The organism is Bradyrhizobium sp. LMG 9283, assembly GCF_045571415.1.
GTDB lineage: Bacteria > Pseudomonadota > Alphaproteobacteria > Rhizobiales > Xanthobacteraceae > Bradyrhizobium.
Genome location: NZ_CP120691.1, coordinates 7,545,133 through 7,571,453, shown reverse-complemented (window position 1 = coordinate 7,571,453; position 26,321 = coordinate 7,545,133). Strand labels below are relative to the sequence as shown.

Annotated in this window: 24 protein-coding genes, 1 tRNA gene and 3 pseudogenes; 14 read left to right on the top strand and 14 right to left on the bottom strand. The window is 57.5% G+C overall.

Features of this window, described 5'->3' with window-relative positions:
* Positions 1 to 7: 7 nt before the first annotated feature.
* Both P6U29_RS35295 and P6U29_RS35290 read right to left on the bottom strand, forming a co-directional pair.
* Positions 8 to 1,120, bottom strand: coding sequence for a DUF4236 domain-containing protein (locus P6U29_RS35295; RefSeq protein WP_407114792.1), 1,113 nt, complete (start codon positions 1,118 to 1,120; stop codon positions 8 to 10).
* Between the two features lie 1,506 nt (positions 1,121 to 2,626).
* Positions 2,627 to 2,699: transfer RNA gene (locus tag P6U29_RS35290), tRNA-Arg, on the bottom strand.
* A gap of 2 nt (positions 2,700 to 2,701) precedes the next feature.
* Here P6U29_RS35290 and P6U29_RS35285 point away from each other — a divergent pair.
* Positions 2,702 to 3,001: a hypothetical protein gene (locus P6U29_RS35285; protein WP_407114791.1), complete on the top strand. Its 300-nt coding sequence runs from the start codon at positions 2,702 to 2,704 to the stop codon at positions 2,999 to 3,001.
* 2,175 nt (positions 3,002 to 5,176) lie between these two features.
* On the opposite strand, the gene P6U29_RS35280 is transcribed toward P6U29_RS35285, so the two are convergent.
* On the bottom strand, positions 5,177 to 5,563 hold the full coding sequence (locus P6U29_RS35280) for a hypothetical protein (protein ID WP_407114790.1): 387 nt from the start codon (positions 5,561 to 5,563) through the stop codon (positions 5,177 to 5,179).
* A gap of 1,092 nt (positions 5,564 to 6,655) precedes the next feature.
* Positions 6,656 to 6,988 (bottom strand): hypothetical protein, encoded by a 333-nt coding sequence (locus P6U29_RS35275; protein WP_407114789.1) that lies wholly within the window; start codon positions 6,986 to 6,988, stop codon positions 6,656 to 6,658.
* A gap of 18 nt (positions 6,989 to 7,006) precedes the next feature.
* On the opposite strand from P6U29_RS35275, the gene P6U29_RS35270 reads away from it, so the two are divergent.
* From P6U29_RS35270 to P6U29_RS35260, 3 genes are all read left to right on the top strand, one after another.
* Positions 7,007 to 7,225, top strand: coding sequence for a hypothetical protein (locus P6U29_RS35270; RefSeq protein WP_407114788.1), 219 nt, complete (start codon positions 7,007 to 7,009; stop codon positions 7,223 to 7,225).
* Positions 7,226 to 7,605: 380 nt separating this feature from the next.
* Positions 7,606 to 9,180 (top strand): hypothetical protein, encoded by a 1,575-nt coding sequence (locus tag P6U29_RS35265; RefSeq protein WP_407114787.1) that lies wholly within the window; start codon positions 7,606 to 7,608, stop codon positions 9,178 to 9,180.
* 10 nt (positions 9,181 to 9,190) lie between these two features.
* Entirely contained in the window at positions 9,191 to 9,871 is a 681-nt protein-coding gene (locus P6U29_RS35260; protein WP_407114786.1) for an HAD family hydrolase, read from the top strand.
* Between the two features lie 677 nt (positions 9,872 to 10,548).
* Here the strand turns inward: P6U29_RS35260 and P6U29_RS35255 are convergent.
* The 4 genes and pseudogenes from P6U29_RS35255 to P6U29_RS35240 form a co-directional block, all read right to left on the bottom strand.
* Positions 10,549 to 11,223, bottom strand: a pseudogene (locus P6U29_RS35255) (IS5 family transposase).
* A 181-nt stretch (positions 11,224 to 11,404) separates the two neighbouring features.
* Positions 11,405 to 11,800, bottom strand: coding sequence for an MBL fold metallo-hydrolase (locus P6U29_RS35250; RefSeq protein WP_407114785.1), 396 nt, complete (start codon positions 11,798 to 11,800; stop codon positions 11,405 to 11,407).
* Positions 11,763 to 12,299 (bottom strand): cytochrome b, encoded by a 537-nt coding sequence (locus P6U29_RS35245; RefSeq protein WP_407114784.1) that lies wholly within the window; start codon positions 12,297 to 12,299, stop codon positions 11,763 to 11,765. The genes P6U29_RS35250 and P6U29_RS35245 overlap by 38 nt, the downstream gene beginning before the upstream one ends.
* A 33-nt stretch (positions 12,300 to 12,332) precedes the next feature.
* Positions 12,333 to 12,701 (bottom strand): antibiotic biosynthesis monooxygenase family protein, encoded by a 369-nt coding sequence (locus tag P6U29_RS35240; protein WP_407114783.1) that lies wholly within the window; start codon positions 12,699 to 12,701, stop codon positions 12,333 to 12,335.
* 89 nt (positions 12,702 to 12,790) lie between these two features.
* On the opposite strand from P6U29_RS35240, the gene P6U29_RS35235 reads away from it, so the two are divergent.
* Positions 12,791 to 13,267, top strand: coding sequence for a MarR family winged helix-turn-helix transcriptional regulator (locus P6U29_RS35235; protein WP_407114782.1), 477 nt, complete (start codon positions 12,791 to 12,793; stop codon positions 13,265 to 13,267).
* Positions 13,268 to 13,806: 539 nt separating this feature from the next.
* Here the strand turns inward: P6U29_RS35235 and P6U29_RS35230 are convergent.
* From P6U29_RS35230 to P6U29_RS35215, 4 genes are all read right to left on the bottom strand, one after another.
* Positions 13,807 to 14,391, bottom strand: a complete 585-nt coding sequence (locus tag P6U29_RS35230) for an anthranilate synthase component II (protein WP_407114781.1) — start codon at positions 14,389 to 14,391, stop codon at positions 13,807 to 13,809.
* Positions 14,388 to 15,782 carry an aminodeoxychorismate synthase component I gene (gene pabB, locus P6U29_RS35225; protein WP_407114780.1) on the bottom strand — a complete coding sequence of 465 codons (1,395 nt, stop codon included), beginning with the start codon at positions 15,780 to 15,782 and terminating at the stop codon, positions 14,388 to 14,390. Before pabB ends, P6U29_RS35230 begins: the two co-directional genes overlap by 4 nt.
* A 113-nt stretch (positions 15,783 to 15,895) precedes the next feature.
* Entirely contained in the window at positions 15,896 to 16,255 is a 360-nt protein-coding gene (locus P6U29_RS35220; protein WP_407114779.1) for a Dabb family protein, read from the bottom strand.
* 457 nt (positions 16,256 to 16,712) lie between these two features.
* The gene (locus tag P6U29_RS35215; RefSeq protein WP_407114778.1) at positions 16,713 to 17,108 is read right to left on the bottom strand and encodes a hypothetical protein; all 396 of its coding nucleotides are present in this window, start codon (positions 17,106 to 17,108) and stop codon (positions 16,713 to 16,715) included.
* Positions 17,109 to 17,654: 546 nt separating this feature from the next.
* Here P6U29_RS35215 and P6U29_RS35210 point away from each other — a divergent pair.
* The 4 genes from P6U29_RS35210 (at position 17,655) to P6U29_RS35195 (ending at position 20,125) form a co-directional block, all read left to right on the top strand.
* Positions 17,655 to 18,452 (top strand): hypothetical protein, encoded by a 798-nt coding sequence (locus tag P6U29_RS35210; protein ID WP_407114777.1) that lies wholly within the window; start codon positions 17,655 to 17,657, stop codon positions 18,450 to 18,452.
* The gene (locus tag P6U29_RS35205) at positions 18,453 to 18,725 is read left to right on the top strand and encodes a hypothetical protein (RefSeq protein WP_407114776.1); all 273 of its coding nucleotides are present in this window, start codon (positions 18,453 to 18,455) and stop codon (positions 18,723 to 18,725) included.
* 36 nt (positions 18,726 to 18,761) lie between these two features.
* Positions 18,762 to 19,022 carry a hypothetical protein gene (locus tag P6U29_RS35200; protein WP_407114775.1) on the top strand — a complete coding sequence of 87 codons (261 nt, stop codon included), beginning with the start codon at positions 18,762 to 18,764 and terminating at the stop codon, positions 19,020 to 19,022.
* 506 nt (positions 19,023 to 19,528) lie between these two features.
* Entirely contained in the window at positions 19,529 to 20,125 is a 597-nt protein-coding gene (locus tag P6U29_RS35195) for a hypothetical protein (protein WP_407114774.1), read from the top strand.
* Positions 20,126 to 20,555: 430 nt separating this feature from the next.
* Here P6U29_RS35195 and P6U29_RS35190 read toward each other — a convergent pair whose 3' ends face one another.
* The gene (locus P6U29_RS35190; RefSeq protein WP_407114773.1) at positions 20,556 to 20,699 is read right to left on the bottom strand and encodes a hypothetical protein; all 144 of its coding nucleotides are present in this window, start codon (positions 20,697 to 20,699) and stop codon (positions 20,556 to 20,558) included.
* A gap of 572 nt (positions 20,700 to 21,271) precedes the next feature.
* Positions 21,272 to 21,451: pseudogene (locus P6U29_RS35185) on the bottom strand (ISNCY family transposase); the annotation flags it as partial.
* Here P6U29_RS35185 and P6U29_RS35180 point away from each other — a divergent pair.
* From P6U29_RS35180 to P6U29_RS35160, 5 genes and pseudogenes are all read left to right on the top strand, one after another.
* Positions 21,441 to 22,177, top strand: a pseudogene (locus P6U29_RS35180) (Mu transposase domain-containing protein); the annotation flags it as partial. The pseudogenes P6U29_RS35185 and P6U29_RS35180 sit on opposite strands and share 11 nt — an antisense overlap.
* Positions 22,178 to 22,188: 11 nt before the next feature.
* On the top strand, positions 22,189 to 22,929 hold the full coding sequence (gene istB / locus P6U29_RS35175) for an IS21-like element helper ATPase IstB (protein WP_407114772.1): 741 nt from the start codon (positions 22,189 to 22,191) through the stop codon (positions 22,927 to 22,929).
* 181 nt (positions 22,930 to 23,110) lie between these two features.
* Complete coding sequence (locus P6U29_RS35170; protein WP_407114771.1) at positions 23,111 to 23,530, top strand: hypothetical protein; 420 nt, start codon at positions 23,111 to 23,113, stop codon at positions 23,528 to 23,530.
* A 193-nt stretch (positions 23,531 to 23,723) separates the two neighbouring features.
* Entirely contained in the window at positions 23,724 to 24,119 is a 396-nt protein-coding gene (locus tag P6U29_RS35165) for a nucleotidyl transferase AbiEii/AbiGii toxin family protein (protein ID WP_407114770.1), read from the top strand.
* Positions 24,120 to 24,485: 366 nt separating this feature from the next.
* Positions 24,486 to 24,791 (top strand): hypothetical protein, encoded by a 306-nt coding sequence (locus P6U29_RS35160; protein ID WP_407114769.1) that lies wholly within the window; start codon positions 24,486 to 24,488, stop codon positions 24,789 to 24,791.
* Positions 24,792 to 26,321 lie beyond the last annotated feature (1,530 nt).

Here is a 26,321-nt window from a genome sequence, read left to right as displayed (position 1 = left end):
CGCGCCGTCAGGCCGACATTGCCGCGACAGTTGCGACAAATCTCTCCGCGACATCTCCGCGTGAACATTGGATGCGCTCGTTCACGCCGGCTGCGGAGCGCATATCGATCTCACCGTAAAGACAAATCGGTAGCTGCCGATTGTTGTTGAAACGCCGGTCCGGACCACCCTTGCGATTCACATAGCGCCAGGTCTGGTCGACCACGATGGCGTCATGAGGTGGAGTCACTTCCTCGATGAACTGAGCATTTCGGAACGCGAACTGTACATCCTGGTAGGCGAAGGCGGCAATCGTCCTGCCGGCAGTGACGAGGATGGCGTCGGGCGTCAGATAGAAAGTCTCTTTTCCAAGTGGCAGCTTCAGGAAATCCACGTTGCTTTTGACCAGGTGCGGCTTGTCTCTGCCCAAGGAGATCGGGTGCCGTTGTATCAGCTTCGAGGCACCAGCATTGCGCTTCCAATCCGCTTCCTGCATCTCAAGAGGGACGTTCCAGATGCCGCCGCAACTGGCCAAATCGTGAAAGGCCGAAGCGAGGGTTTCAAACCGCGACGAATGCTCCGCTGACAGTTCGTACTCGAGCGACACGGTGCTGGATTGGCGGCCATGGATTGCGAGCGATCCGACGATCAGAACCGCGCCGGCCGTCAGGACAAAGGCCGCGACCGGGGGGACGGCGGAAGCTGAGCCGGCGACCATCAGGGCGCCAACGGCAAAGAGTGCGGACAGCATCGCGATTAATATCTTATACCGCCGCCATCGCGATTGGGCCGCCGCCAAAGTTTGCGCAATATCGATGGTTGAGTTGGCGACCAGCTCATCGATCGGAGCACTGTCGATCACCGTGCCCTGGCTGACCTCGATCGAATCAGGAACGGGCGGCTGGTGTTTGTCCGGCAGGGGAGGAGGCGAGGCGTTGGCCACCGCGTATGGTTGGTAGGACGTCCACGACACCCCGGATCCCGGCAGACCGATCGTCGTTCGCGTGCCACGTGGGCCAACGGTGTAGTGCAGGCCGCGCGGCCCCAGCGTGACACTGGCTCCGCTCCCGCTCACATTCAGGCGGACACCGGGAATGATCTTGAAGCTGCGGCGAAATCTAAAGACCATCGGAACAAGCATTGGCAACGATGAAAGTAGTATCGTGCCATTTTATCGTGCAGAGATCGAATACTACAAGAGTGAGGGGGCGCTGGCCTGCGCGTATAGTTGATAAGAGGTCCATGGGAGTCCTGACCTCGCGTTAATCCTGATATATAGCGTACCGTCGCGTCGCTCGATCGTTTGTCCGGCGCTTCAGGATCAAATTTGTTTGGGAGGCACTGGCCGCAACTGCCTTTTCAGTCAGGTTCGCCCGCGAACTTGATGACAGGCGAAAACCCGACGGCGGAACGCGATGGAGCTGAGCTTCTCAGCGCATCTGGCGAGGCGATCCGCGCCGATATCGAATGCTCGTCGTGCGGCAAGTTCGTGGCTCGCTCCGCCAGGTCGCGCACATCGAGGGCTATTCTCCGGCAAGCGCACTTCAGGTTCGTGGATCCCGATGGTGGCGACGCCCACCACCCGTTGTGCGAGCCCTAGTCGTAACGCAAAGCAAGAAAATGAGGTCATAGGATGGACTTCGCCCAAGGCCGGTTCTTGGCGCGGATAGGGTTTTCAGTTGCTATTAAGGCCGCAGTCGTTGCCGTGACTTTCTTCGCAATCCGCTACATCGCGGGCTTTTATCAATGATCACAGCAGGCGCGGCGCGCCAGCATCGCGCTCTGCCGCCGCAAACCGATAATCCGTGCAAAAACCACGAAAGAAGCCGACAAACCGCCGAATTTAGGCGCCAGTCCTGGATTTGTTGCATTAATCGATTTTCATTGAGCGCTACAATTTCAGCGCTGAACGAGATGCCTCACGAAGGGAATTTCGGCGGTCTAGAAGACAACGGCAATTATTGGCCACATCTCGTTTGGCTATTGCTGCACAGGAGCAGAACATGGCTAAGCATTTGTACCGTCTCCGTATGGGCTCGTATGTCGGGAACCTATTTCGGCGCAGCAAGCATGATTTACAGCAGAGGCTCTGGCTGCAATGTAACCTGATGCGGCTCGGGTGCGACCTACCGCGATCCCAGCATCAGCCGGGCGTTGAGCGAGGGAAGCTACTACTACCACTTAAGCCGCTCACCAAGTCGACTTCAACTACGAGGCGCAACTAGTGCCGCTGTGGGTCTTCATTGACGCTAAGATGAATTTGAGCGCCGCGATCGTGGCCAACTCAGGCACTGTCGATGGAGAGTGTAGCGATGGCGAATGAACAAGATGTTTTCGGCCGGATCGATGAGATCAAACTCAACGAGTCGGCGGCGGTCATAGTTGAGCAGGCCGATGAGAGATCACTGTTGTCGGCCCGGAACGAGCGAAAAGCTGCAGAATTTAAGGAAATCTTGCTGCTTCGAGGAAGGATCTGCAATCATTCCTCCCGGCTCGCTAATACAACCCGTTGCGCTTCTACATCAATGCTGACGGTTTATGCCAAATCCCGATCTACTGTTTCTGGTCCTGGGTGGTCTCACCCTCGGAGGCTTCGTCGGCGCCCTGATTAAAGCTCTGATCGGCAACCGTACGCGACCGTGGATGATACCCTCGGCAGGACTTGAACCTACGCCACGAGACGTAGAAACTCCCCGCTCTTTCCACTGAGCTACGAGGGCACATGGCAGAGGTGAAAATCACGGCCAACCGATCGGACGAAGAAAGCTGGCGCATCGAGCGCCTCGAGGAAGTCCGCGATATTATCCTCAAGAAGGGCGTGAAGAACGTCCTCGCGCTTCATGATCACAAAGGCAATCTCTACGTTGATTGGTCAGAGCAGCCCAGCACCTATGCTCTCGCCACCGCAATCAAGATCTGGTCCGATAAAGGCGAACCGCACTCAAACCATTCTGTGCGGGGACGCCCGCTTGTATGGGATATGGGTGGCTACAATCCTTTTGGCGGCCCTTCTTTCCCTTAATTTCATAATCTTCAAAGTCCGCCGCTACATTGGTAGCGAAACGGAGCTCGATTGCCCTGCCAGCACTTTGGGTCGGGTCACAATCGGTCGCGAAGAACGGCGTCGATACCATTGATCGAAAGTATTTCGTCGCAAAAGAGCGCGTGCACGAGGAAGATCCTCCTGGACATACCTGGGAACGACACATGGAAGAGAAGGACTGGGTCGATATGACCGACTTCCGCCGCGCGATGACATTCGCGCGCGCGACATGGCCGAAGAAGTGAGGTCTGGCGCGCACAAAATCGAGCCCGTCCGGACGGAGTCAGGGTCCAATGCCTAACCGATCGGCCAATTGCGCTATAGATGGCGAGGCGCGTGCGCGCCGCCGGTTCTTGACATCCATCCCAGCGATCAATGCTGTTGAGTACGTTGCAAAAAACTGCGGCTCGATGCCTTTTCCATGTCTCACGCAGAAGGTTGCAGGTTGTGGAACTAGTTATAAAGTTACCTTCCGCTCAATTTTTGGATGTGGAGTTATAAAATCCATTTATTCACTTGCAATTTTTTGTGTGCTCGCCGCGTCGTCTGGGCCCGCTCAGCAAGCTACTGAGGAAACTCAATTTACTGCGTCGGGGCCAACGACTGGTTCATGGACTAGCGGCAACCCGGGGCAATCAAGGCCGCCTCATTTGGCGGCCATTTTCTTCAGAGCCGGACAAGGTCTTTCTCGACCTTTCATCTGATGCCAGCGCTGAACTCCGGGCACTAGCCTTCGTATAGAGGAACGGCGCGTTGAGCTTCTCGATATGGATGTGGCTGTCTTGGCGGGCTCGATGCTGACGGCGAGCTGGACAAGCTCGAGGGCGACGGCTCGGTCGATAGTCCCAGTAGACAAAGACGCTGTGCAGGCCACCGGCGAAGCGAGCTTCGTAGCTCCCGGCATCGGGGACGGCTTCGTCCTTGAGCAGGCGGACAGGATGACAGGATCAGCGTCATGGTTCGGAGTCTAGGCAATTGATTGGGTGATGCGAGTGCAACGCAATGGAACGACGTCCGGCGCGTCGCCCAGACACAATGCTTGCACAGGAACAGTCCCGCGGTTGCCAAGTTTCCCCGAAGGATGACCCCGATTGACCCCAGCTCCAATGCCCCCAGCTGAGGCCGTCTTTGGCTGCCAGGGCAACCTCATCGAGCTCAGTAAAAGGGGAGCGGCTGATGACGAGCGTTCTCCCCAGCACGAGGCCGTGTATGTCCTGCAACTCCGTCCCAAGAGCCTTGGGCCGGATTGGTTACCAGGTCCTGTGAGGGCGCATTGTGGGTTATCTCGCGCAAGGGGTATGACCCAACCTGTTCTAGAGTTTTTTCGTTTGGAGCTACTCATTGGCAAGAAGCATTGAATCGATCGTTTCGGCTTATGTACGTCTGAAGAACCGGCAAGCCTTAGAGAATATGCGAGACCTTCGGCGCCAGTTGCTCGAACAGCTACAATCCACATCAGGCGTTGACCCGACTGACTCTCGAGATGCTCTACTTGAGGACCTCCGAGTGATCGAGGATGGACTCGAGCAGCTCAGCTAAGGCCGTAACGGGGGCGCGCCAGTTCACGCTGGCAGATCTACGTGCTAACCAGCAGGCGCCGTGGCGATCGTGCGGAACGTCGTGGCACCGGCCGCAGGGGCTGGTCCAAAGCGGCTCCTGCGGTCGTTTGTTCTGTAATATCAGGAGGTGGCCCAATTGCCAGAAACGAACGTTTTCTTGGGCACCTAAGGGGCTGATAGACGAACGACGGTGCAGCCGTTGCTGAGGCTATGGGCACGGCCTCCTAGGCACACCGGGCCCGCGCTGCTCAAGGCCGCCTCAGTTGGGCGCCGTTCTCTTGATCTAGCTCAAGCGGTGCCCCCCACTGCAGCAGTCCATTAGGCCGCGCCTGCCGCGCTGCTGGCAAGGCGTTCGTGGTCGACGATTTCAAGACGGAGCAGCTTCGGGCAGGGCGCCCGAAACTGATATCGCAGCCATGTTCCAGGAGCGGGCGATTACCGTGGTCGGAAAGCCGCCGCTCCTCATTGCCTCGACACTGGCTCGGGCGAGCCCCTAATCGTCGGGCTTCAGAAGGGCAACTTCCACAGGAAATAGAGAAGCGCAGCAATGGCCCCCCAGAAAAGTATGCCGCGGAAGATGAAACCGAGCGCCATGTTAATCGCCGTCTCGCCCAAGCCGCTGCGTCATGGCGATTCCATCGATCGCGCCTGCCAGCCCTTCTAAGAAAACCCGATACCACGCATCATCATCGGGAAGCTCCCACTCTCGTAGGTTGCCGACGTAACGGGTCAGAGCAATAACGCCCGCGATCGTGGTTGGCGTTGAACGGATGAGCACATTCGCATGCTCCGCGAGAGCATGGTTCCTTTGACTGCTGATCTCGTCGGCGGCATCAAACTCGAACCCCCCATCGAGCTTCGCCGATACGGACAAGGCCGCATCGTAATGCGCCGACAGCTCGCGATGACGGTCGATCACTACGAAGATTAGATCCCGATCGGCTGCAACAGTCGACTGGGTAGAAATTTCCTGCGATGACAATGTTGGCCCCGAGCAAGTAGCAGGCCTACGTTAGCATCGCGGCCATGATGATAATCAGCGTAGAGGGTCCTTCATCTGCGGTATTTCTGCTCGATCGGCTTGGGCATTCAGACGAGGTCACCGGCTCCATTTGGAGGCCGAGGTTTCGGGGACGAGGGCGCGCGCCTTACTCGCGCCGGGAAAACGGCTCCGCTCCAGCCGTTCCCGGCGTAAAGCTGCATATTTTGCGCGTATCAGAGGTTGTTATCCAGCATCGGCTGCGCTTGATACGCTTCCACATTCGAAAGGGCGGGCGAAATATGAGGTTGATTGCAATAATTGCCGGTCTGTTGCTGCTCGGCGTGATCGGACAAGCAAACGCACGCGGAGGACATGGAGGGCGCGTCAGCTACGGCGGTGGACATCACAGTAGCAGTCATGGCGGCAGCTATTTGGGCGGATCTGGCTCATCACACCGTGGCGGGACTTATGTCAATTCGAGAACTGGCAACCGTTACGGCACTCATCGATAAGCAGCGAAGAGGCAGGACTCGAGGCGCTGCCATTCGATGGGGCTTTTTACGCGTGGACAACAATGGCAGCCGACGTTTCGGCTACGAAGCCGTCAGGGTCCCGGAAGGGGCTTTCTAACTGCGCTGTTTTGCTCTGCTGCGTGATCGGCCTCCTCTTCAATGCGGGCACTCTCTTCGGCCGGGCTGGCGGGTTGGGATCGGCACTTCGGTTTATGTCACCGCCATCATCATTTGGATTGGCGGCATGGTTCTGTTCGCTTTGGGAGCGCTGGGCCCCTGCCAGAAGACGCAGGCGATATTGGGATAACGCGCTAGAACTCTCTAGCGTGAGGGCCGAGATGAAGTGCAGCCCGCAGTGTCCGAACGCATGAGAGGCTCAGCCGCGGTTCTTCACTTTGATCCAGTGGTCGTGTCCTGCGTTACAGGATGGGAACTAACGCCGACGAGCGTTTCGCCGAGCGAAATGGCAGACTGCCGTCAAGCAATTCAAAGCTTTATGGAAGCCTGTTGAATAGCGAAGATCTTGCGAGGTGTGCTGCGCTGCTTAAAGCATCACACTCAACCCCGGCCGCTGGCGACGCTAAGCCCTTGAAGTGTGTATGAAGAGCGATTCGAGGATGAGGTAGACCGCTTTCGGATCGGTCTGCCTAGCGACCAGATACGGTAAGATGTCGTGGCGGAGCTCTGGCGTGAGCCGCAGTACGAACAGCTCTTTGCGATCGATCCGATTTTCCTCGTACCAGCAGAGGACAGCTAAGAAAAAATCGAAAGCGAGCACGACATCGCGCGTTGCAACTAAGTCATCTCGCGCAGCCTTAAGCTGAGCTTGGTTGCCTGCGAAGCGAAGGTCCGTTTCGAAGGCGAGCGCGCTCACACGAGCGATGTACGGCGCGAGCACAAGATTCGTGAGCAATAGCGCGGCGACTCTGGCGTGAGGCAGCGCAGCGGTGTGCTGGGGGAAATGTTGGGTTCGCCAGATTTCACAGTCACCCGCCGATCTTTTGTGCGCGAGCTTGAGCGTGTTACTGCAAATGCGATAGCCAACCGGCCGATTGCGGATCCGGAGCCTGAACTCGCGAAGGCGAACGTCCTTATTGAGATCGACGAAACGATCAAGAAGGGCTGGCTATCGAAAGGACGCGCACATTGATCTCGCCGATCCGTTGGCAGATGTGGTGGGCGCTGAGCTGCGCGTTCATGACGACCTTCTGAAGCATGAATCTAGGCGAATCGGTGATGCCTTGTTCGTCATCACATGCGCTGCCGCACGAGCGTTGGCTTTGTTATTTCTCAGACGATCTCGTCGCGCTTCAGACGGATTGTTGCGAAAACGCCAGCTCATTTCCCCGGCCACAGAGATTGCGAGAGCGGAATCTCGACACCTGTGGGTTTGATGGACGGCTCAAATTGCTAAGCGCTGGGCGCTGGTACGAAGCTTGCTTAAAGGCAGGTCCATTTCTTCTCGGGTCGGCGGACTACATCCGCCTTGTGACGGGCTCGGGACATGGACGCTACAAGAAGGTTACCAGCATGTCAGGTATCGCTGCCGCTTTTCTGTTGCCTTGGAGCAGTTCCCATCAGACCGTTTATGATCGGCTAAATTACATGCTTCCAAAACTCTCACTTCGCGGACAGGCAGGAATCGGCACCGCCGCCTTTATGCACAACAAAGGCGTTCGATATAAAACTGCGTCTCGGCCGTCACACGAGCTGCGTGCGATCGACAGGGATGAGCAGGATCTGGAGTTCACCCCCCATGTTGCAATCGCTCATGTTCGCGGTCGCGTTTGCACAGAGGGTGAGAGCGACGATCAACCAGCTCCAAGTCGCACGGCCACCTCCCGTCAAGTGACAATTTCGTTGGACGGAGCATTAGTAAATGGTCGAGAGGTTAGGGCAGAACTAGTTGCCCAAGGTCACTCCTTCGAGGGGCGGACGGATGCCGAACTCTTGCTTAAGCTAGTGGAACACATTTGTGAAAGGGACTACTGGCGCCGAGGCCTGCGGGTTAACTATGAGAACGTCTTTCGTGAGATTGATGGGCGCATTGACGGTGCTATCAGTGCGCTTTTGCTGGACAGCGAAGGAAACCTGATTGCGTTCCGCAATAGATATGGTCTGCGTCCTTTGGAGTTCATGCAGACGGACGATGGATTCTTGCTCTTTGCGTCGGAAAATTGCGCCTTTGCCGGACTTCGGGGCAAGTCAGACCAAATCGTTCCTGGCTACATCAAATATGTGGATGGCAAAAAGGGGCATTGCTTCGATAGTTGTGTCAGCGATTCTCAACGTGCCGCCAAGCTTTGCGTCTACGAAACTCTTTATCTCGGAAGTCCGGATACGTCGATCCAGGGCCGATCTCACCTCGAAACTCGTCACAGTATCGGTTTCTCGCTGGGTGATCTTATTGCGCAGCGGCTTCCCGCGGAGCCGGACGCCACTCCAATCATCGTTTCGTCCATGCCTCATACCGGAGGGCCCTACGCTGACGGCTTATTTTCATCTCTCGTAGCACGCGGGGTTAACGCCGAACGACGTGAAGTCATCGAGACGCAAATCTCTGAGCGAACTCTCATCGGCCCAAATAGCGAGCGCAAGCGTCGTATTGCTCACAAGTACCGTCTGGCTTCGACTGACGTCGAAAAACGCACGATACTCATTGCCGATGAAGCTCTCATTCGTGGCGATACCAGTCAGACCGTAACGAATATGCTTCTTGCTGCCGGGGTCAAAGCTGTCCATTGGGGAATCGGCTCACCGCCTATCGTTGCCCCAAATTACTACGGCGTAAATATTGAGACCATCGATGAACTGGCCTTCTGGCGGACATGGAAGGGACTGTCCGCTCAACAGCGGAAGCAAAGCCTACTATTTAAAGATATCGAGCCGCATGTCCTCAAAACCATCGAAGGAAGAATCGCGGCCTCGATCAACGCGGCAACTGTGACTTACTTGCCCTTCTCGCGTCTCACATCGTTGCTGCCGCGGGGGAGCGAGGGAATAGATTTGTCACCCTTTACATTCGAAATGCCAACTCCTGCCGGGCAAACGCGCGCGAATAGAGACCTGCATAACCTGGTGGCTGACCACTATAGAGCTGCCTGAGGCCCGAAGCATGAAGCCAGTTCTTGTTTTTGATTGGAATGGCACGTTGCTTGACGATGCCAATGCGCTACTGCAAACGACGAACACTATCTTGGAGCGCTTCGGACGCCCGACGATCGATCTGGATACCTTCCGCGACCATAGCGATGTCCCACTCTCTATTCTTTTCCGAAATATCGGAATGTCAGAAGCGGAAATCGCAGCCGTAGATCACGATGGGGGCGCAATCTTTCATGATACGTACGAGCCGCTCGCCGATAAAGCGGAGTTACGCATAGGTGCGCGCGCAATGCTGGAATTGGTGCGCCAAGAAGCGGCGTCGTCCATCATAGTGAGCAACCATATAGTCGCGCCCCTTGTTGCTCAATTGAAAAGGCTCGGAATCGATCGCTACTTCAACAGCGTACTGGCCTTTGAAAGCCGTGCCACGCAGTATAAAACGATGAGCAAAGGGGAGAGACTTAGGCGATATATGGAGAAAAATGATATAAATCCCGAGTCAACCTTCATCATCGGGGATATGCCAGTAGAAACGAATATTGCACGAAGCCTTGGACTGATAAGCATTTCCATCACCGGTGGATTTGTTTCCGAGTCGCGCTTGCGAGCTGCGAAGCCGGACCACATCATCCACAACTATCACGAGCTGTTACCAATCGTTCAAACGCACGGCTTTTTTCTAAATGGATAGATGCTATGTGCGAACGCTGACACCGCACTTAGGCCGGCGGCGAGACGGGCAGGCCTTCTCGGAGTGGGCGCATGGGAAAGGCTGTGGTCTCAGCAGCTCGGCTTGCCAGAGTGAAGGTGACGAGAATCGGCGGGTCGCTGGGCTGGCCTGCCCTGAGAGATCTGTCCTGCCTAGCCACGGCGGGGTCACAGAGGCAATGGGCTTAGGATAAGATGGATTGCTCGCCCCGTCTGCCGAAAGGGGGGTGATTATTCACTGCACAACCTCGTACTTCTGCAATCACTCTGCTCAGAAGCTCAGAAGGCGAGTTACGGCCATTCCAAAAACGCTCGTTTGAAATCCTGCAAACAGCCAGCGACGTTAGGTGAGTGAGCCCGGTTCGGCCGAATATGGTGGTCCGACCTTGAAGAACGTTCGCACCCTCCGCCGTAAATGTGTCCTTCTGCGACATCGCTGGCGGTGGGTTTCCACGGGTGCGAGCGACAGGTCGGTCTCGCGTGCTGAGGGGTGAGGACTTTAGGCCCAGCGAAAAGGCTTATGATTGGCTCGGTCCGATTGCGGTACTCAACCAGCGCCTTATTCGTGGAGTATTTCGTCCGAGAAGTCTAGATCGCCAGTGCCAAGCGATGTCTGGCTCCTAGGCTAGGCTAGGGCATGGACTCAGAACGCGCAGCCAGTCATAGCCGGATAGATGCGAGTTGGACGAAGGCAAGGTAGTTTCCCGCAAGCCTGTCGTAGCGCGTCGCCACACGACGACATTGTTTGATCCTGTTGAAGAACCACTCGACCCGGTTGCGAGTGCGATAAAGGTACGGGCTGAAGCAGATCGGATCGGTGCGATTGCTTTTGGGCGGGATGTCGGCCCACGCGCCTTTTTTCATAGCCAGTTCTCTTATCCAGTCCGCGTCATTGACCCGGGCCTCAAGCGAGAGAGCAGTTTTCCGGCAAGTCAAATGTCGTGGTCCTCGCCGGGGCTCAGCGCCAAGTCGTACTGGCAAACCATTGCTATCGACCTCTGCGTGGAATTTAGTCGTCAAGCCGCCGCGTGCCCTTCCCATCGATTGGCGCCGATTCCTAGTGTGCAGGCTCCATGCTGATGCACGCGGACAATCGAGGTGTCAATCATTTGGACAGTGTTCGTGCGCGGCAGCAAGTGCGCTATGATGCGGCCCCAGACACCAGCCCGCCGCCAACGGACGAAGCGGTGTAGCAAGCTATACGGACGTAAGCGCTTACGACCCAGAAGATGCCATCGGGACACGACGGTCGTTAACCCGAGGAACGCCACGCGGCTTGTTCGACAGCATGGGCTTGATGGCAATCCATTCATGATCGGCGAGTTCGTAGCGCATGATTCACCCCCCTGTTTGGAAGCTTGAATCATAGGGATCTGGCAAGACGCGACGCTTCCGGGTACGCTCCGGTTGGACGCTTACGGGGTAGAAGCGGACATCAGCCAGCCGACAATGTCCGCTGAAACCGTCGAAAATGACCCAAAGGCGACAAGCCGTTTATGCCCGCCTCACACAATCATTAGATCTTTGCGATGATCTCGCCTTTGGAATGCTTCGCCACCGGGGCACGCCAGGTTTCGTCGCCGATTCCGTCGATGGCCAGAGCGAGGTGCGACAGCACGAGCGTCTTGACGCCAGCTTCCTGGGCGATGCGCCCGACATCTTCGGATGGTGTGTGGCTCGCCTTCATATGCGCCATGAATGAGTCGAACTTCACCGGCAGGCCCGCGGCGACCTGTGCTCTGACGAACGCCTCCATGGCCGGCACGTACATGGTTTCGTGGACCAGTACGTCCGCGCCCTCCGCCATTTTCGCCGCGGCGTCGAGCGGCGCAGTGTCGCCAGAAAATGCTATGGCTCGGTCTTTGCGTCGTAGGTCATCTGCTGAACCACATGCGCCGAAGAAGGTGGTCACGGCGAATGAACTGGTGATAGAGAGCGGCCCCGGCATGAAGCGCGACCAAGGCAAGCAGAAGCCGCGCTCCGAAGCCGTGCGGCACACGGGGCGGATACTTCCAGAAGTCAGGCAGCAGGGCGCCTTCTCCGCCAAAGATCATTGGCGCTGCGCCGCTCAGCGCAATCATCCCTATACCGCTCGCAATCATTCCGAAGGTGACCACGTAGAAGAGAAGATGTATCGCGCGAGCTATGTGCTCCTGCCACCGCGGTGACCCAGCGACCGGATGGGGCTTGCGATCGACGCCCCACCACCAGCCAATTCGAAGAACCATCAGCCCGAGAACCGCGGTGGCGATCGGGACGTGAACCCCTAGGATTGCCGCCTTCACTACTGGATCGACCGTGTTCGCCGCGCGGAATCCTGTGGCAATGAGAATGATCATCAGCAGTGCGGTCAGCCAATGCATCGTTACGATCATGGCCCCATAGCGTTCGGAGGTACTCTTCAGGCCCATTGCCAATCTCCTTCTAACTGGTTGCGGGACGAGCTACGCGACACAGATGCCGGGCACGGCGACCTTCTGGAACAGGTGCGGAGAGGCGACGGCGGACGAGGGATAGGCCGCAATCTTCGATCTGAACTCCGGGTGCGTGAACGCAGCCCGGAAGTGCGCGGTGGATTCCCAGACGGCGTAGTTCAGATAGGTCGGGCTTTCGCCGATCGCGCGGTGAAGCTGGGTGGAGATGAAGCCGGGTTGGGTCTTCATGAAGGCAGCATCGTTCTGCCAGTTTCGGAGAAAGCTTTGCTCGTCGGCCTTGTCGAGAGTGAAGACATTCACCATCACGACAGGGCTGGCATCGATGCCGATCTGGCGTTCGATGGGAAAGGCGGGGTCCAGTGGGCGGAACGATGTCATGAGGTCCTCAATTGGTTGCATGATGTCAATGTGGTACGATAGGTTTACCACATTGACATTATGGTGTCAATACAGTTTTATGGTGACAGATGCTGAAATCCCAACGAACGCCAGCCGGCGATGCCCTGACCAATCTCATGCTCGATCTGTTCCGACTGAACAGCCAACTCTTGACTGCAGGGGACCGCTTGGTGGCTCAGCTCGGGCTCACGAGCGCGCGCTGGCAGATCCTCGGGGCCATTGTGCACGCAGAACGCCCGCAGCCGGTCGCGTGGCTCGCCCGCGACCTCGGCGCCAATCGCCAAAACGTGCAGCGGATCGTCAACGACCTGCATGCGGAAGGCCTTCTCGCCTTCGAGGCCAACCCGCATCATCGGCGGGCACAACTTGTCGTGCTGACTGATAAGGGTCGGCGCGCTTTCGATGCCGCCATGGCTTTGCAGGCACCGTGGGTCAACGGCCTTTCGGAAGGGCTTTCGGTCAAGGACCTGCAAACCGTTCACCGTGTCGTCACGGCACTACGGAAGAAGCTCGCGAGCAATGAAGAAACCGAAGCGCTGGGGTGACGACCCGCCGCGCTCGCAAGGAAACAGCAATCCGCGAAGCTTCTAAGGTGGACGCTCCAATGCTTTCGTGGGTATCTCGATCTCGGAAGCGCGCCAAACTCAGGTCGCCTTTCGGCCCATCGTGACATACTGCGCTGCCGCACGAACTTGGTCGCTATAGGACCAAAGCGGACGTAGTCACCCGTCACATGACGGCGCCGTTTATAGCTACGCGGCCTAGCCTAGTTCGGTTGTCCACCTCCTCTTGTTTCTCCGACCTCAACCAGCCTGATTCCCACTGACCCACCGATGGTGTTACAGCCGCGGTGTTGACGTCTCGTCTCGGTATCGCCGGACAGCGCGTGAGATGAGGGCGGCGAATCCTATAGGCATCGCGAGCCGGATCGATACGCGAAGCTTTGGCAGATAACAGGAGCGTTGATCCGATACCGAAGAGAAACGCCGATCCCATAGGCACCGGTGGCCAAGTGAGGGGAGGAAACGCCCGTAAGCCAGAAGATGGCCCCGACTTACCGAATGGAGGTGATGCCTCTTCGATCTCACGCTTCGAAACTGGCCGCCAATCGCAAGAAATTCATAAGCAGCACGTGCCCATGTTGAGTAAGTACTGACTCGGGGTGGAATTGCACGCCATAGGTTGGGTGATGCCTATGTGCCAAAGCCATGATCTCACCTTCAATTGAACGGGCTGTCACCACGAGATGCTGCGCGTCTGACTCCTCGAGTTCGACCGCCAGAGAATGATAGCGTCCAACAGGAAGTGGAGACGGGAGTTCCTTGAACAACCCCCGGCCGTCATGCGTTATGTGTGAGGCTCGGCCGTGCATGGGACAACGCGCGCGCGACACGCGCCCGCCGAAAACGCTCCCAATACACTGGTGCCCAAGACAGATGCCAAGAACTGGAACGCGACCCGAGAGTTCGCGGACAACGGCAGTGGATATGCCGGCCTCCATGGGCGTGCACGGCCCGGGGGAGATCACGATTGCACGCGCCTGGAGCGCGACGAGATCGGTGAAGCTGATCGCGTCATTCCGGATGACGTGCGTCTCTTCACCGAGCTCGCGGAAATAGCGCGCAATATTGAACACGAAGGAATCGTAATTGTCGATGATCAAAATCAAAACGCACCAGATGGATCGGCACCAAAGGCGTCGAAGAGTCGCTGTGCTTTAGCAAGCGTCTCCTCATACTCGGCTTCAGGATCTGACATCGCCGTTATTCCAGCCCCTGCATGAAAGACGGCTAGGTCGTCGTCGATCATCACGGTGCGGATCGCAATGTTCGTGTCCATCTGTCCATTGAATCCAATGAAACCGATCGCCCCGCAATAGACCTCTCGCGCCACTCCCTCGATGTCGGCAATGATCTCCATTGCTCGCACCTTCGGAACGCCGGTAACGGAGCCGCCCGGAAAACAGGCGCGAAGCAGACCGACGGCGTCTTTGTCTGGAGTAAGTGCGCCCCTGACAATCGAGACGAGATGGTGCACTGACGCATAGGATTCCAAATTGCACAGTGCGGTAACCTCGACCGAATTGTCGGTACAAACGCGTGACAGATCGTTGCGCAGCAGGTCGACGATCATAATGTTCTCGGCACGATCCTTCTCGGACGCAAGAAGGAGTTCGGCACGGCGTCCATCTTCCGCGGAATCGGCGGAACGCGCGAATGTGCCCTTGATCGGGCGCGTTTCGACCTGCCGTCCGTCAAGTTTCAGAAATCGCTCAGGAGAGCTCGATGCTATCGTCAGCTTATTGTAGCGCAAGAGAGCTGCAAACGGTGCCGGGTTCAATGACCGGAGCTGGCAGTAAAAGGTGAGCGGATCGAACAGGGGCGAAACCCTGGCACTGAAGCGTTGCGCGATGTTCGCCTGGAATATATCTCCGGCCAGGATCAAACCGACGACGCGCTGGACCGCTGCGATGAAGCGTTCACGGCTAAAGTTCGAGTGCCAAGCGCCAGACGTGCTGGGAATTATGATCCGCGGCGACTTTGGCCTGGCAAGCAGTGCTGCAAACTCGTCGGCCCGACGACGCGCGCGATCGGCCCGTCGGATGGGGTCCTGCTCGGGCCGTCCGGTCGAGACGATCCAGCACCTGTGGTCCTTGTGATCGAAGCTGACCACCACATCGTAAAAATGCAGGATTGATTGGGGCAGCCGGAGACCGAGAATTGACGGCGGCGGCAGCCGCTCCAGTGTTCGGTTCAGATCGTAAGCGAGGAAGCCGGCTGCGCCGCCCTGAAATGGGGGGAGATCGGGGCGATGCGCTTCTTTGTATCTCGCAAGAAGGCTGCGGAGGACCTCCCATGGATCGCCTGTAAGTGCCTCTCCATTCCAACTTGCCTGTCCATCGGCGACCAAATAGGTACTGAACGGCTCGCAGGCCAGATATGAGTAACGCCCAAGCAGCTCATGCCCTGCCGCGCTATCGAGAAAGGTAAGCTGCGGCCGCTGCGCAAAGCATCGCAGCGCCTTGACAGGCTCAATCCACTGCAACTCGCGGACGTGCATAGGCGATCTGTTACCGACGACCGGCAGGTTGTGAGGCCCGCGGCGCGTGATGCCCTTCCGAAGGAGGGGTGTTTCCGTCCGATGCGTACGAGACTTTGCGGCTGATCATCAAGCTACTCACGGCCAGCTGGTCCGCTGCGCCGAGCGACTTGCGTTAGCCCTGCCGTTCCAGCGAAATGCACGTCTGTTGACAGCTCATAGTCAGCAGCAAAGCGCAACTCCCGGAGTGGCCGTACGCGTCGGATCGCTTCTCGATACAAATTGTGCGTTTTGTACGCAGCGAGATCCGTCTCGCTATCAAACTCCCCGTACACCACGACGTCGATGTCATTGCCGAGCTGATCACGCTTGCGGTTGCGCGCAATCTCGAGCCGACGTGCATATGGGATCGAGGTAAGAACCGATAGACCTTCGACGATTTGGTCGATACCGGCCTCATCTCTGGCTGTGAAGAAGACGATGTGACGGATCATGGTGGCCGCAAACGTGACGCCGCAACTTGGCCGCGTTCTTACCTCGGGATGAGACTCGACGCAATGCTGGAACGGCGTTGATGGCAGAAGAGGGGGCGCTCGGGCGACGCTCGGCCTTGCAGCAGAGGCTCGCAGGATTTCCAATTGAGCAAGATGTGTGAGTTGCTCGGCGCCCAAATGATCTGAATGTGGCGTTATTCTGGCTAGGCGGCTCGATGAATGCCCGCGCGCAAAACTCGAGAATACTCCGTTGCGGGTGATATCGTCGATCAATGTTCTCCGGAGAAGACTTTTCAGCACTATCTCAACGGCCCCATACCAATTGAACTCAGTCACCAATCGTAGAGCTGTGGTACGAAACGTACAGTTCTGCATCTATTAAGGATACATCGTGCCGGACGTGAACGCCTTCGTCCGATCCGGATAGTATTTGTGTGCCGAAAACAATCTTGACCTGTCACAACGCAAGACACGCAACTCGGGAAGCACGATGGTCGTTGATGGCGATTGCCTTGGCAATGGCGACTTCCTCGCTGGCGGCGAGGACGATCATGTCGTGAGCGCCCAATCGTTGAGACGGACGCGGTAGCGCCGCGTAGCGGCGGGGCTCATCGCCCGCCTCCTCGTCGTCCTCGGCGACCTTCGGATCGCGGAGAACAAGGCGCCCGTTCACGGGCAGGCAGCTTAGCTGGATGTTGAAGTCCTTGCCGTCCTGGTGCGCCCAAGCTGCTCCGATCTTGGTCCAGAAGGTCTTGTCACCTTCTCCTTCGACCACATAGATCCCGTGCGCGCCGGTTTCCTTTCGTTGCGTTTCATCTTTCGTACTCCCGCTTGGTTTTACCGGCTGCGCCAATCGCGGCCGGACGGGAATTCCCTGAGGAGCGAAGGATGAGCGGCAGGGCAAGGAGGCTCCGACCGAGGGACCCTCCGGGATACGGTTGGATGCCTTGCGCTGACGCGCTACGGTCCCAAATTCCCGGTCCTACTGGCCGCGCATTGGATGCTGCCTCGACACGGAGTAGACCTGAGACGCAACAGAACCGCGCCAGAACGATTTGGTGGTCAAGGCGGAGGAGAATAGCGCCAATGGCCAGCTTCGCTGCCCTGGCGCTTGGGGTGGCCCGCTACAACCAGCCGCGAACGACCGTGATTGTCCGGCCGCCTAACGCTTCGCACTGCGGACGGGGGTGCGTGATCAAAAGCCGACTTAAAACGCGAACAGGCCGTGATCGTGTTTTGAGATTTTTGGCGCAATTGCAAGTGCAAGCCGACAAGCCTCAACCCCATGTTGCGCGATCGACACAGCTGAAGAATCTTCGACATTGTCCAATCAGAAGCCGTTGCGACCAAACAAAGAGTATGTCGTCATGCGGCCGTCGTTTTTTTATGCGGTTTTATCATGCGGATTTGTGGGCTTCTGCTTTGCGCGGCCGCTATTGCGCTTTTCGGCGGCTGCGGGGCTTACGTGCCGGAGATGCACGAGTGGTACGAGCCTCCTGACAGCCAAAAGATCACTGAAAACCGCATCATCAACCACATCAAGTGCGAGCTGCATAAGGGAGTGGATGACGCCATCAGGAAATACTATGGGGCTGGCCAGCGCAGCGGGATCAAGGCTGATTGGATCAAAGACTGGTTGGCAACGGTTACCCTGAAGTTGACTGTTGAGGAAAAGAGTAGCGCAAACCCAGGCCTGTCGTGGGTACGAACTCTTTCCGATACGAGGTCATTCACACTCGGCGCTGGAGTGAATGCCTCTTCAGACGCAACCAGGATTGAAACGATCTCCTTCACATATCCTCTCAGGGAATTGCGCTCCGCCCGACCGATTGTGAATCCGTGCGAGAAGCCGGGAGAGATTCTGATCGAGGGAGATCTCAAGATCGGCCAGTTTCTGGATAAAAAGATCTTCTTGTCGACCGTGCCAGGGACGATCATTGGTCCTTACAGCGCATTCAGCTATCAGGTCACGTTCGTCGTTGTTTATGGCGGTTCGGTAACTCCAACGTGGAAGCTGGTTGAGTTTACGGCCAACCCGGACTCTCCGTTCTTGAACGCCACGCGGACACGGACCCACGATGTGACCATCACCATAGCACCGCCTGGGGACGCCGCCGCCGCTGAGGCCGCCGCAATCCACAATGCCGCGCTGATCGGACAAGCTGTCGCGGCAGCCATTCGCAAGGGAGGGCCGTAAATGGCAGACGCTGTAAAGATTCCCCAGACGGTCGAAGAAGCCCATCAGCAGGGCTACGCCACGGAGCGGAAGACGCTTGAAGAGGCGCAGGCAATAATGAGGGCGGGGGCGATCGCCGGTATCCTGCGCGATGGTCCGCACCGGGATTGCAGCACCCTTCCTCCTAACCACAAGTGCTGGGAGGGAGACTGCGACCCCTCCGGCTGGAAAGAGGTTTTGTTCTGCGACGGGACGCAAGGGTGCACGATCTATGCGAAGGTTCGCTGCCGTTAGCGGCTCGGCCGAGCGCCGCTAACCCGCGGGGAACGATTGTCTGCGAAGCACTTCTTCAACCTGGCGACAGCGCTTTTTGCGATCCTGGCCGCTGGTTTGTGGTTCTTGTCTGCAAAGGTGAATTCGGGAAATAGGTTTGAGGGAGTTGGAGGAGCGATTGGGATGAAGGAAGAGGCTGAAAAGCTCAACGCGCTCGGCGCTGCCTATAACCGCCAGAGCACCTTCAACGCCTTGGCCGCTAGCGCAGCTGGTGTTTCGGCTCTTTGTCAGACCGTCGTCGTGTACTTGGACTGGTAGGAGTTGGCCAGAGGTCGAGGGAGCGACGCGAAATTCTTCAAGTCGAGTTGGCCAGGTATTCTGCTTTACCGAATAACAAATGGCGTGCGGCGCGTTTGTAATGTCGCGCTAGACATAGCACTTTGGTAGTTGTTTGCGCTGCGGTAGGTGGTGGGAAGCAAATGATATCCGGCACTTAGATGGAAAGCTCTGGTTTTTGCATCGACTCTCTTGAACCGCTGCTTTCGCCTTCCGACATCTTGTTAGCGAGCAACTCAGCTCGCATGGAGGATCTAATGCGCTGCTCTCGTCCGTCGGCACCGGTTATCATCAGGGCAAACTCGACGCTCTGCGGCGGTTAAGGATGCAAATGCTTCTCGGGCGTTTTCGCGCCCGAGAATGCCTTGGCGGGGGGGGGGGGTATGGGCAATTCGCGCAAAGCACGAGCGGGCAAGCAGCTCGTATTACCTCCGAGATTTCTAGTTGCAAAAAGGTGTTGGAAGGGGGTTCGCGACACGGTGCGACCGTTGGCGCCTGACCTGGTGCGTCAGGGCCTGAAAGCGGCGCTAGGTTTTGTCGTGGCCGCTGTCGTCGTCGGGTTTATTCGTGACCCGTTCGAGCAAAACGTGATCCCTTGGCTCATAAGAGTGATGAGTCTTGAGCAGGCGCTGTACATCTACACAGATTCTTCTGACGGTCCTGCCGATCAATATGAATTCCTTGTGCCCCGGCACGTTCTCGCATCCGGAAGAATGATCCAGGATCGAGACGTTGCCGAACGCACCAACAGAAAAGGCAATCCCCGAAACTTCAAAGTAAAAGGCTCCCGTTCCGGCGATCTTTTAATGTTCACGTACATATCCAGTTCCGACAAGCTAGGGATGGGCGCGTTTGTGGGCCAGCGGCTCGACACTGATAACGATGACATCTTCATTGGAAACCTTACCGGATGGGGCCACGGTAAGGATGGGCACTGCACGATCGTCTCGTACTGGGCAGTGATCGGCCCTGCCGAGGAGAAACAAAGGTTCGGCGATCTCCTCAAAAAGTCCGTTGGTGGTGCTGCACCAGCAAAGGCGACCACTTCCGCCGCATCTCTAAAGTGCAGCGAACCCAAAGGCTGAGCCCGAATACAGTCCTGCGTTTAGTCAATCCGGCTGCGCCACTCGCAGCCGGACACGAATTCCCTGATGACGCGAAGGATGAGCGGCGGGGCAAGGAAGCTCCGACCGAGACTCCCCTGGGAATGGTTGGACGGCTTGGGCTGACGCGCTTCGGGTCCCAAGGGCCCGGACTCTCGGCCCGGCGCGCACTGCGCATAGAGTCCGGTCGGCTCGCCGACGCGCCACTGACCGGAGCGCTTCTCAGCAAAAGTGTCCCGCATCATTTCTGATGCGGGGCAAGGAGCTCTGCACCTTGCGGGTCATCAGCTCTCAACGGACTTCAACCATTCCAAGTGTGAAGGATGGTCTCCCTTGCCACGCCAGCGTGCCTCGCCGCTGCTCCGGGATGAGTCGCACAGAGCCGCGTCGGCGCATCAGGCTCCTCTCATGATCAGCTGGTGGCTTCCTTTCGCTCGCGGATGACGAGCCGTCTGCTGACAGGCAGGACGACCAGGTCGACGTTAAAGCCGTTGGCATCATCGTGCGGCCAGACCGCGCCGATCTTGGTCCAAAACGCACTCGACGAAGGCCTCATGGCTCGGCTTCTTAGCTTGGGGTTTTGCAGGCACTGCATTCTCCAGGTTATTCACGAGTGTCACTTGCATCGTCGAATGTGCGCCACGTGGAGCAGGGCGCTGGATCCGGCGAAGCCCTCGCTCGCTTGCTCAGGCGGCCAACGTCAGGATCGGGTCTGAACACGCTTCGCGCTGCGGGTACCTCACTTAGATGATCAGCTATTTTGCCGATTCCGAGAAGATGGTGCGCACCGTACCGACTTGATGGCGCGCAGGGTTCCGAAATGATCGGCGCAGCATTCCGAGCATTGTCCGCGCACCATTCCGATTTGATCGCGCGCAGTTTCGGATGGTGTGAGACCCGATCGTTGGGCCATTTCTCCGGCTGGAAGCAGCTGGGAGGATTGGATGCCGACGAGGAGGTGCGCGGCGGCGATCAGGGTGAGACTCCGTATTGCCTCACGTATCGATGCTCCCGGGCGCGATCGGTTGCCTCATTTATTTTGCTCCTGGCTTGGGTTGAGGAGGAGGCCGGGTGCGGAGATGGCCGGGGTTTCGGAGCGCCCGGCCTCCTCCGCTGGCAGCCGCTACATCATTGCGGTGTCGTGACCTCTGACCTTGGTGGCATTTTCGCTGTAGGAGCGAACAGCAGCGCATTCGCTTGCTCGCTACGCCAGGATTTAAGCCGCCGTTGAAGCGTTCGAAGAAGCTTGTTCGGGTAGGCTCCAGGATATTCCACCTGCAGGCGGGAGAGCAGTTCGCTGCTGGGGCGGCTGCGCAACCGAACTTTTTACAGCCTGGCCGAACTCAACGGTGCGATCGCTGAGTGGCTGGCCAAGCTCAATGACGGACGGGTGCGGCGCCAGTATGGTCGCACACGGCGCCAGCTGTTCGAGGAAATTGACGCGCCGAATCTTAAGCCGCTGCCCGGCGAGCCGTGGGTCCATGCCGAATGGCGCCGATGCCGGGTCGGGCTCGACTATCACGTCGAGATCGAACGACACTACTACTCGGTGCCCTACCGCTTCGCCCGTCGCGAGGTAGAAGCGCGGATCTGTGCGCGAACGGTTGAGATCTTCCTGGGGGGCGAGCGTATCGCCGCGCACATGCGCGGCAGCGGCAACGGGCGGCTCACGACGATCAGCGCCCACATGCCTTCCAGCCATCGGCGCTATGGCGAGTGGACGCCGGCAAAGATCCGTAGCGAGGCAAGCCGGATCGGCCCGATGCTGCGCCTGCTGATTGACCGGATCATCGAGGATCGGCCGCATCCCGAACAGGGCTATCGTTCGTGCCTGGGGATCATCCGGCTTGAGAAGCGCTTTGGCGCCGAGCGCCTCGAGGCGGCCGCGCTGCGCGCGATTGAGATCCAGGCTCGCAACTACCCGAGCGTCAAATCGATCCTCGAGAAGGGGCTCGATCGCGTTGCAACGCCCACGTCCCCGAGCACGAGCTGATCCTACACACCAACATCAGAGGCTCGGACTATTACCACTAATAGGAAAGAAAATGCTGACACACCCCACGCTCCACTTGCTTACCCAGCTCGGCCTTACCGGCATGGCCGAGGCCTTTAAGAACCTCGCCGACAACGAGGAGGTCCATGGCCTCGCTCACGCCGAATGGCTGGCGTTGCTGCTGGACCATGAAGCGACCTGGCGTAACAACCGGCGCCTGGCACTTCGCCTTCGTAAGGCAAAGCTGCGTCATCATGCCGTGCCCGAGGATATCGACTACCGCGCACCCCGTGGGCTCGACCGCCGCTTGTTCGACATGCTGCTCAAGGGAGACTGGATCAAGAACCACGAGAATTGCGCCATTGTCGGGCCGACCGGCGTCGGGAAAAGCTGGCTTGGCTGTGCGCTTGGTCACAAGGCCTGCCGGGACAACCACTCTGTCCTTTACATCCGGCTGCCGCGGTTGTTCGAAGAACTGGACCTTGCCCGGGGCGACGGACGACTCACTTCGCGGATGAAGAGCATCGCCGCGGTCGAGCTCCTGATTTTGGACGATTGGGGCCTCCAGGCCATCGACGCCAATGCCCGGCATCATCTGCTCGAAATCCTTGAGGACCGCTACGGCCGTCGATCAACACTCGTCACCAGCCAGCTTCCAATTGCCAAATGGCATGAGCTCATAAATGACCCAACCTACGCTGATGCCATACTTGATCGGTTGCTTCACAATGCTCACAGGCTCGAACTGAACGGTGACTCCATGCGTCGCCAGCCGGTTCTTCCTCGACCTTGATTACATCGTCGGCCCGATGAAGACCGGGACTGCAGCCCGCGAAGCTGACCGGCCGCTACGGCACTGTTGGGGGTGCGCGTCCAGTCAGCTTCGCTCCATCGAGTGACGCTAGACGTGATCTCTTCCGCTTGACCACCGGCTACCGATAGTGCCAATTGCCTTTAACGATCGGGCGCTTCACATGCGCGCGATCAGATTGGAATGCTGCGCGGCATCAGATTGGAATAGCTGCGCGCGATCATCGGAATCCGCACTATTTCGCTGGGTTGACTTTGTTGGACATTCCACCACCTTCAGTGGAATTCGACTGCCCGCGCTCGGGACAAAAGGGACGCAAATGACGATCTCGACGCTAGTTCTCGCCGCTATCAACGCGCCTCACAGCAAACAGCTGGACGCGCAGGCGCTCGTCTTTTGCCTTAAGAATCCAGCTGCCGCTAAAACAATGCCGGGGCACATGTCGGCTTTCTTCGGTGAAGTTGACACGTATTTGCAGAAAGAATTCGCACATCAGTTCGGCATCAGCGATGCGGAGCTCGTTGCTTCTGCAAAAGCGTTTTCCAGCTATTCGGGTGAGCATTACCCGATTGCAGCGGGATAACCGAGAAGACCAGGTCGGATTGGGCGAAGCTATTTCGGATAGTGCGCGATCTAATTGGCTAAGTTAACTCGCAAGGAACAGTCATAGACCCCATTGGACGTTCGGTGGGGGCACCGCGATGATGCTGCAAATTGCACATCGCGAAAAGCTACGACGTGGACATCTTTCTTTGTGATCCGCAATTGCTGCCGTTTTGGGTCCGCAGAAACAGTACTTCAACTTCGAGATACGCCCAAGCGAGTACAAGGGTGACGGCAATCGCTTTCTCAAATTGGCGTTCGAAGCTGTTGGCGAGATTGATTTCATCGTTGCCGGTCACAAGACCGCTAACCCAACGATTGAGAGAGAAATTGAAGGTATGAACGTCCTTCTAGAAACGATTCCGGAAATCATCGCTAAAAAGATCATCTTCCTTGGCGCGAGTATCAAACCGCGAGATATCTTTGATATCGCTGCAGCGAGTGTCGATCATTCCGCCGAAGTGATCCGCGAGCTGAACCCATATCGACAGAACGTGATCGAAACCATCGCTGAGATCGATAGGTTAAATCCTGAATTTGTACGAGGCGGCAATAGACAGTCTATCTAACGTTCGAAGGCGACAACCTCGTCCATGCGGTAATGTCATCGGCCGGGCAACTTCAAGCTCGGGCGCTGGGCTCTCTGACTAATGGGAGACTTTTGAAGAGTGGGCCTGGTTTTGCCTGGACGCCCGGGCCCATAGTCTCAGCGACCTGAGCGGCAGGTTGTTCGGCTACACGCCACTTTATGAAAATGAACCAAAGCCGGGCTGCGACACGTCAAAAGCCACGGACGGTGAGCCCCATCTGACATGGATTAAGGGCTTGCCGGTTTTTCCCGGTCTGCTGTAGAATCTTCTTCGCGTGAGGATTTGGCCTCCGTTTAGTTCCAGATTTCGCAAATTCATTTGAAACTTTCTGTGGGGGACATTGCGATGGCTAAGCCTTCCGTTTCCCGTGAGGCCTTTCGTGGGTTGTTCGCCTTTTATGCGGCCAAGGCCCACCATGATCATAACGGTGTCGCCGAAGGCCGGCTCCTCAAACTATTTGCATCGAGCGAACACATCCCCGACGGGCTGTTGGAGTTGTGGTCATCACGGACCGAGCTGATTGGCCCTGAGGCTGTTGGCAACATAATCGCACCACTCGCTCATCAGATCCTGGACGGCGGCGCACAATATAACCACGCGAGCGACTTCCTTCATCGACTGTTGCGAGAGTTAGACCGAGACGTTCATTAATCGCTTAAAGGAGGCTCAGGGTCCGAGTTGGGCGAACAACAGACGTAGCTTTCGAGGAGACGGCGAGTAGTTTTCCTCGATTGAGGCGGAGCGGGTGGCGATCATCTTCAATCAGTATAAGCGCGTGGTCCCTCGGTTTCGGCAGTCTCGTTTGGGGCTAAGCAACGGCGCGCCCGCTCGATCTGTGCCTCGGTAGCGCCATGGTTACGAGCGTACATCTCGGCCACTGGCGCCGAATATTTCGCAACGTAGTATCTGACCTCGCTGCAAGAGATGCGCCAAGGCAACAATGGCCGCCGCCCGTACGATCATTCTCGCCGTCCCCGATATATTCTGTATGGTTCTTACACAGAGGAGGCCTGAATCGCGCACACGGCGCAAATTAAGATCGTGCACTGGTCCAAAGTGCTGTGAGACTGTTGCTCCAATGCTTCGGTGCTGCGCAGGCAAAGGCTGGATATGGAGGTGTCGTTAAAAGCGATCCGATGCGAGCTCCCCAACAATGGCGAGGTGGCAAGCTCGATCGTCGTATGAACGGCTCTACGAGCTTGCGATGCCTAGCTCCGCCGAAGAGCTCTCCTTCTACGGCTGGCCTTGGGGATACGGCTAGTCGTGGCAATCCTTCTCGCCTGAGCGGCTCGTAGGCGACGCCGGAGGGTCTGCAGTTCTCGAAATAGTGCGACCAGTCCCTCGACCCTTTCGCTGAGAATAGTCGAATAATTGTAAACCCGACCTCGATTACTCATTACTGCCCAAACCATGATTGTTGAAAGCAATAGGCGGTCGACAACGGGAAAAATATGCAATCCAGGGTAGGAACATACAACCCATAAATGAGGATGGCATTAACACGGGCACCACGCAAACGTCCTACACCGTCGCTTAGGGTGTACTGCTTTCGCTTTGTCTTTCGGGTGGTTTCGCGTCGAAGTTCAAAGCAGCAGGCTTAGTACCGCGGCCCGTGCCCCGTTGTGACCAGTTGCGTGCATCATGATAACGCGTGGCGCATGCCCCCGCCTTGCCCATGGGACCGCCGGCCACTCTCCCTCTCCTCCGCCGCGGAGGGCCGGGGGCGAACTATGAGCCCCGGGCGCCTAGGCAAACCGGCCTTGCCTTAACTGCTCCTCCGCTTAGCACATGCCAAGGCGTGCACGCTTTCGCGATGGTGAGACGACATGAGGCTCGATAGGTCCGCCAGGGAAACATCGATGATCTCAGCGCCACTGTGCACTATGGCTGTAGCCTGCCCCTCCACGCTGAGCCATGTGTTGTCGATGATGCGGCGGAAAGGCGTGCCTTCGTTGGCGCCAACAGGATGCGTTGGAGGCCACAAAGGCTTGGGAAAAATCGTACAACAGCTCAGCGAAGCCGCAGACGGAGAATGATCTCGCTGCGGCTCGCATCGAGCCGAATGAACAAACCGGGAGGCCGCCTCATGAAATGGTTCGTTAGCTTCTGTGTGCCAAATCTCGGTGCGTGCCGCCTAGCGCCGATCGCGGCACGTGGAATGGGAATGCCGGCCCCGGCTGT

Coding starts and splice junctions, on each gene's coding strand:
- P6U29_RS35285 (WP_407114791.1), top strand. CDS start 2,702: ATGGCAGAGGTGAAAATCACGGCCAACCGATCGGACGAAGAAAGCTGG.
- P6U29_RS35265 (WP_407114787.1), top strand. CDS start 7,606: ATGTCAGGTATCGCTGCCGCTTTTCTGTTGCCTTGGAGCAGTTCCCAT.
- P6U29_RS35245 (WP_407114784.1), bottom strand. CDS start 12,299: ATGGGCCTGAAGAGTACCTCCGAACGCTATGGGGCCATGATCGTAACG.
- P6U29_RS35235 (WP_407114782.1), top strand. CDS start 12,791: ATGCTGAAATCCCAACGAACGCCAGCCGGCGATGCCCTGACCAATCTC.
- P6U29_RS35170 (WP_407114771.1), top strand. CDS start 23,111: ATGCGCGCGATCAGATTGGAATGCTGCGCGGCATCAGATTGGAATAGC.
- P6U29_RS35190 (WP_407114773.1), bottom strand. CDS start 20,699: ATGAGGCCTTCGTCGAGTGCGTTTTGGACCAAGATCGGCGCGGTCTGG.
- pabB (WP_407114780.1), bottom strand. CDS start 15,782: ATGCACGTCCGCGAGTTGCAGTGGATTGAGCCTGTCAAGGCGCTGCGA.
- P6U29_RS35220 (WP_407114779.1), bottom strand. CDS start 16,255: ATGATCCGTCACATCGTCTTCTTCACAGCCAGAGATGAGGCCGGTATC.
- P6U29_RS35210 (WP_407114777.1), top strand. CDS start 17,655: ATGCGGATTTGTGGGCTTCTGCTTTGCGCGGCCGCTATTGCGCTTTTC.
- P6U29_RS35160 (WP_407114769.1), top strand. CDS start 24,486: ATGGCTAAGCCTTCCGTTTCCCGTGAGGCCTTTCGTGGGTTGTTCGCC.
- P6U29_RS35205 (WP_407114776.1), top strand. CDS start 18,453: ATGGCAGACGCTGTAAAGATTCCCCAGACGGTCGAAGAAGCCCATCAG.
- P6U29_RS35240 (WP_407114783.1), bottom strand. CDS start 12,701: ATGACATCGTTCCGCCCACTGGACCCCGCCTTTCCCATCGAACGCCAG.
- P6U29_RS35260 (WP_407114786.1), top strand. CDS start 9,191: ATGAAGCCAGTTCTTGTTTTTGATTGGAATGGCACGTTGCTTGACGAT.
- P6U29_RS35295 (WP_407114792.1), bottom strand. CDS start 1,120: ATGCTTGTTCCGATGGTCTTTAGATTTCGCCGCAGCTTCAAGATCATT.
- istB (WP_407114772.1), top strand. CDS start 22,189: ATGCTGACACACCCCACGCTCCACTTGCTTACCCAGCTCGGCCTTACC.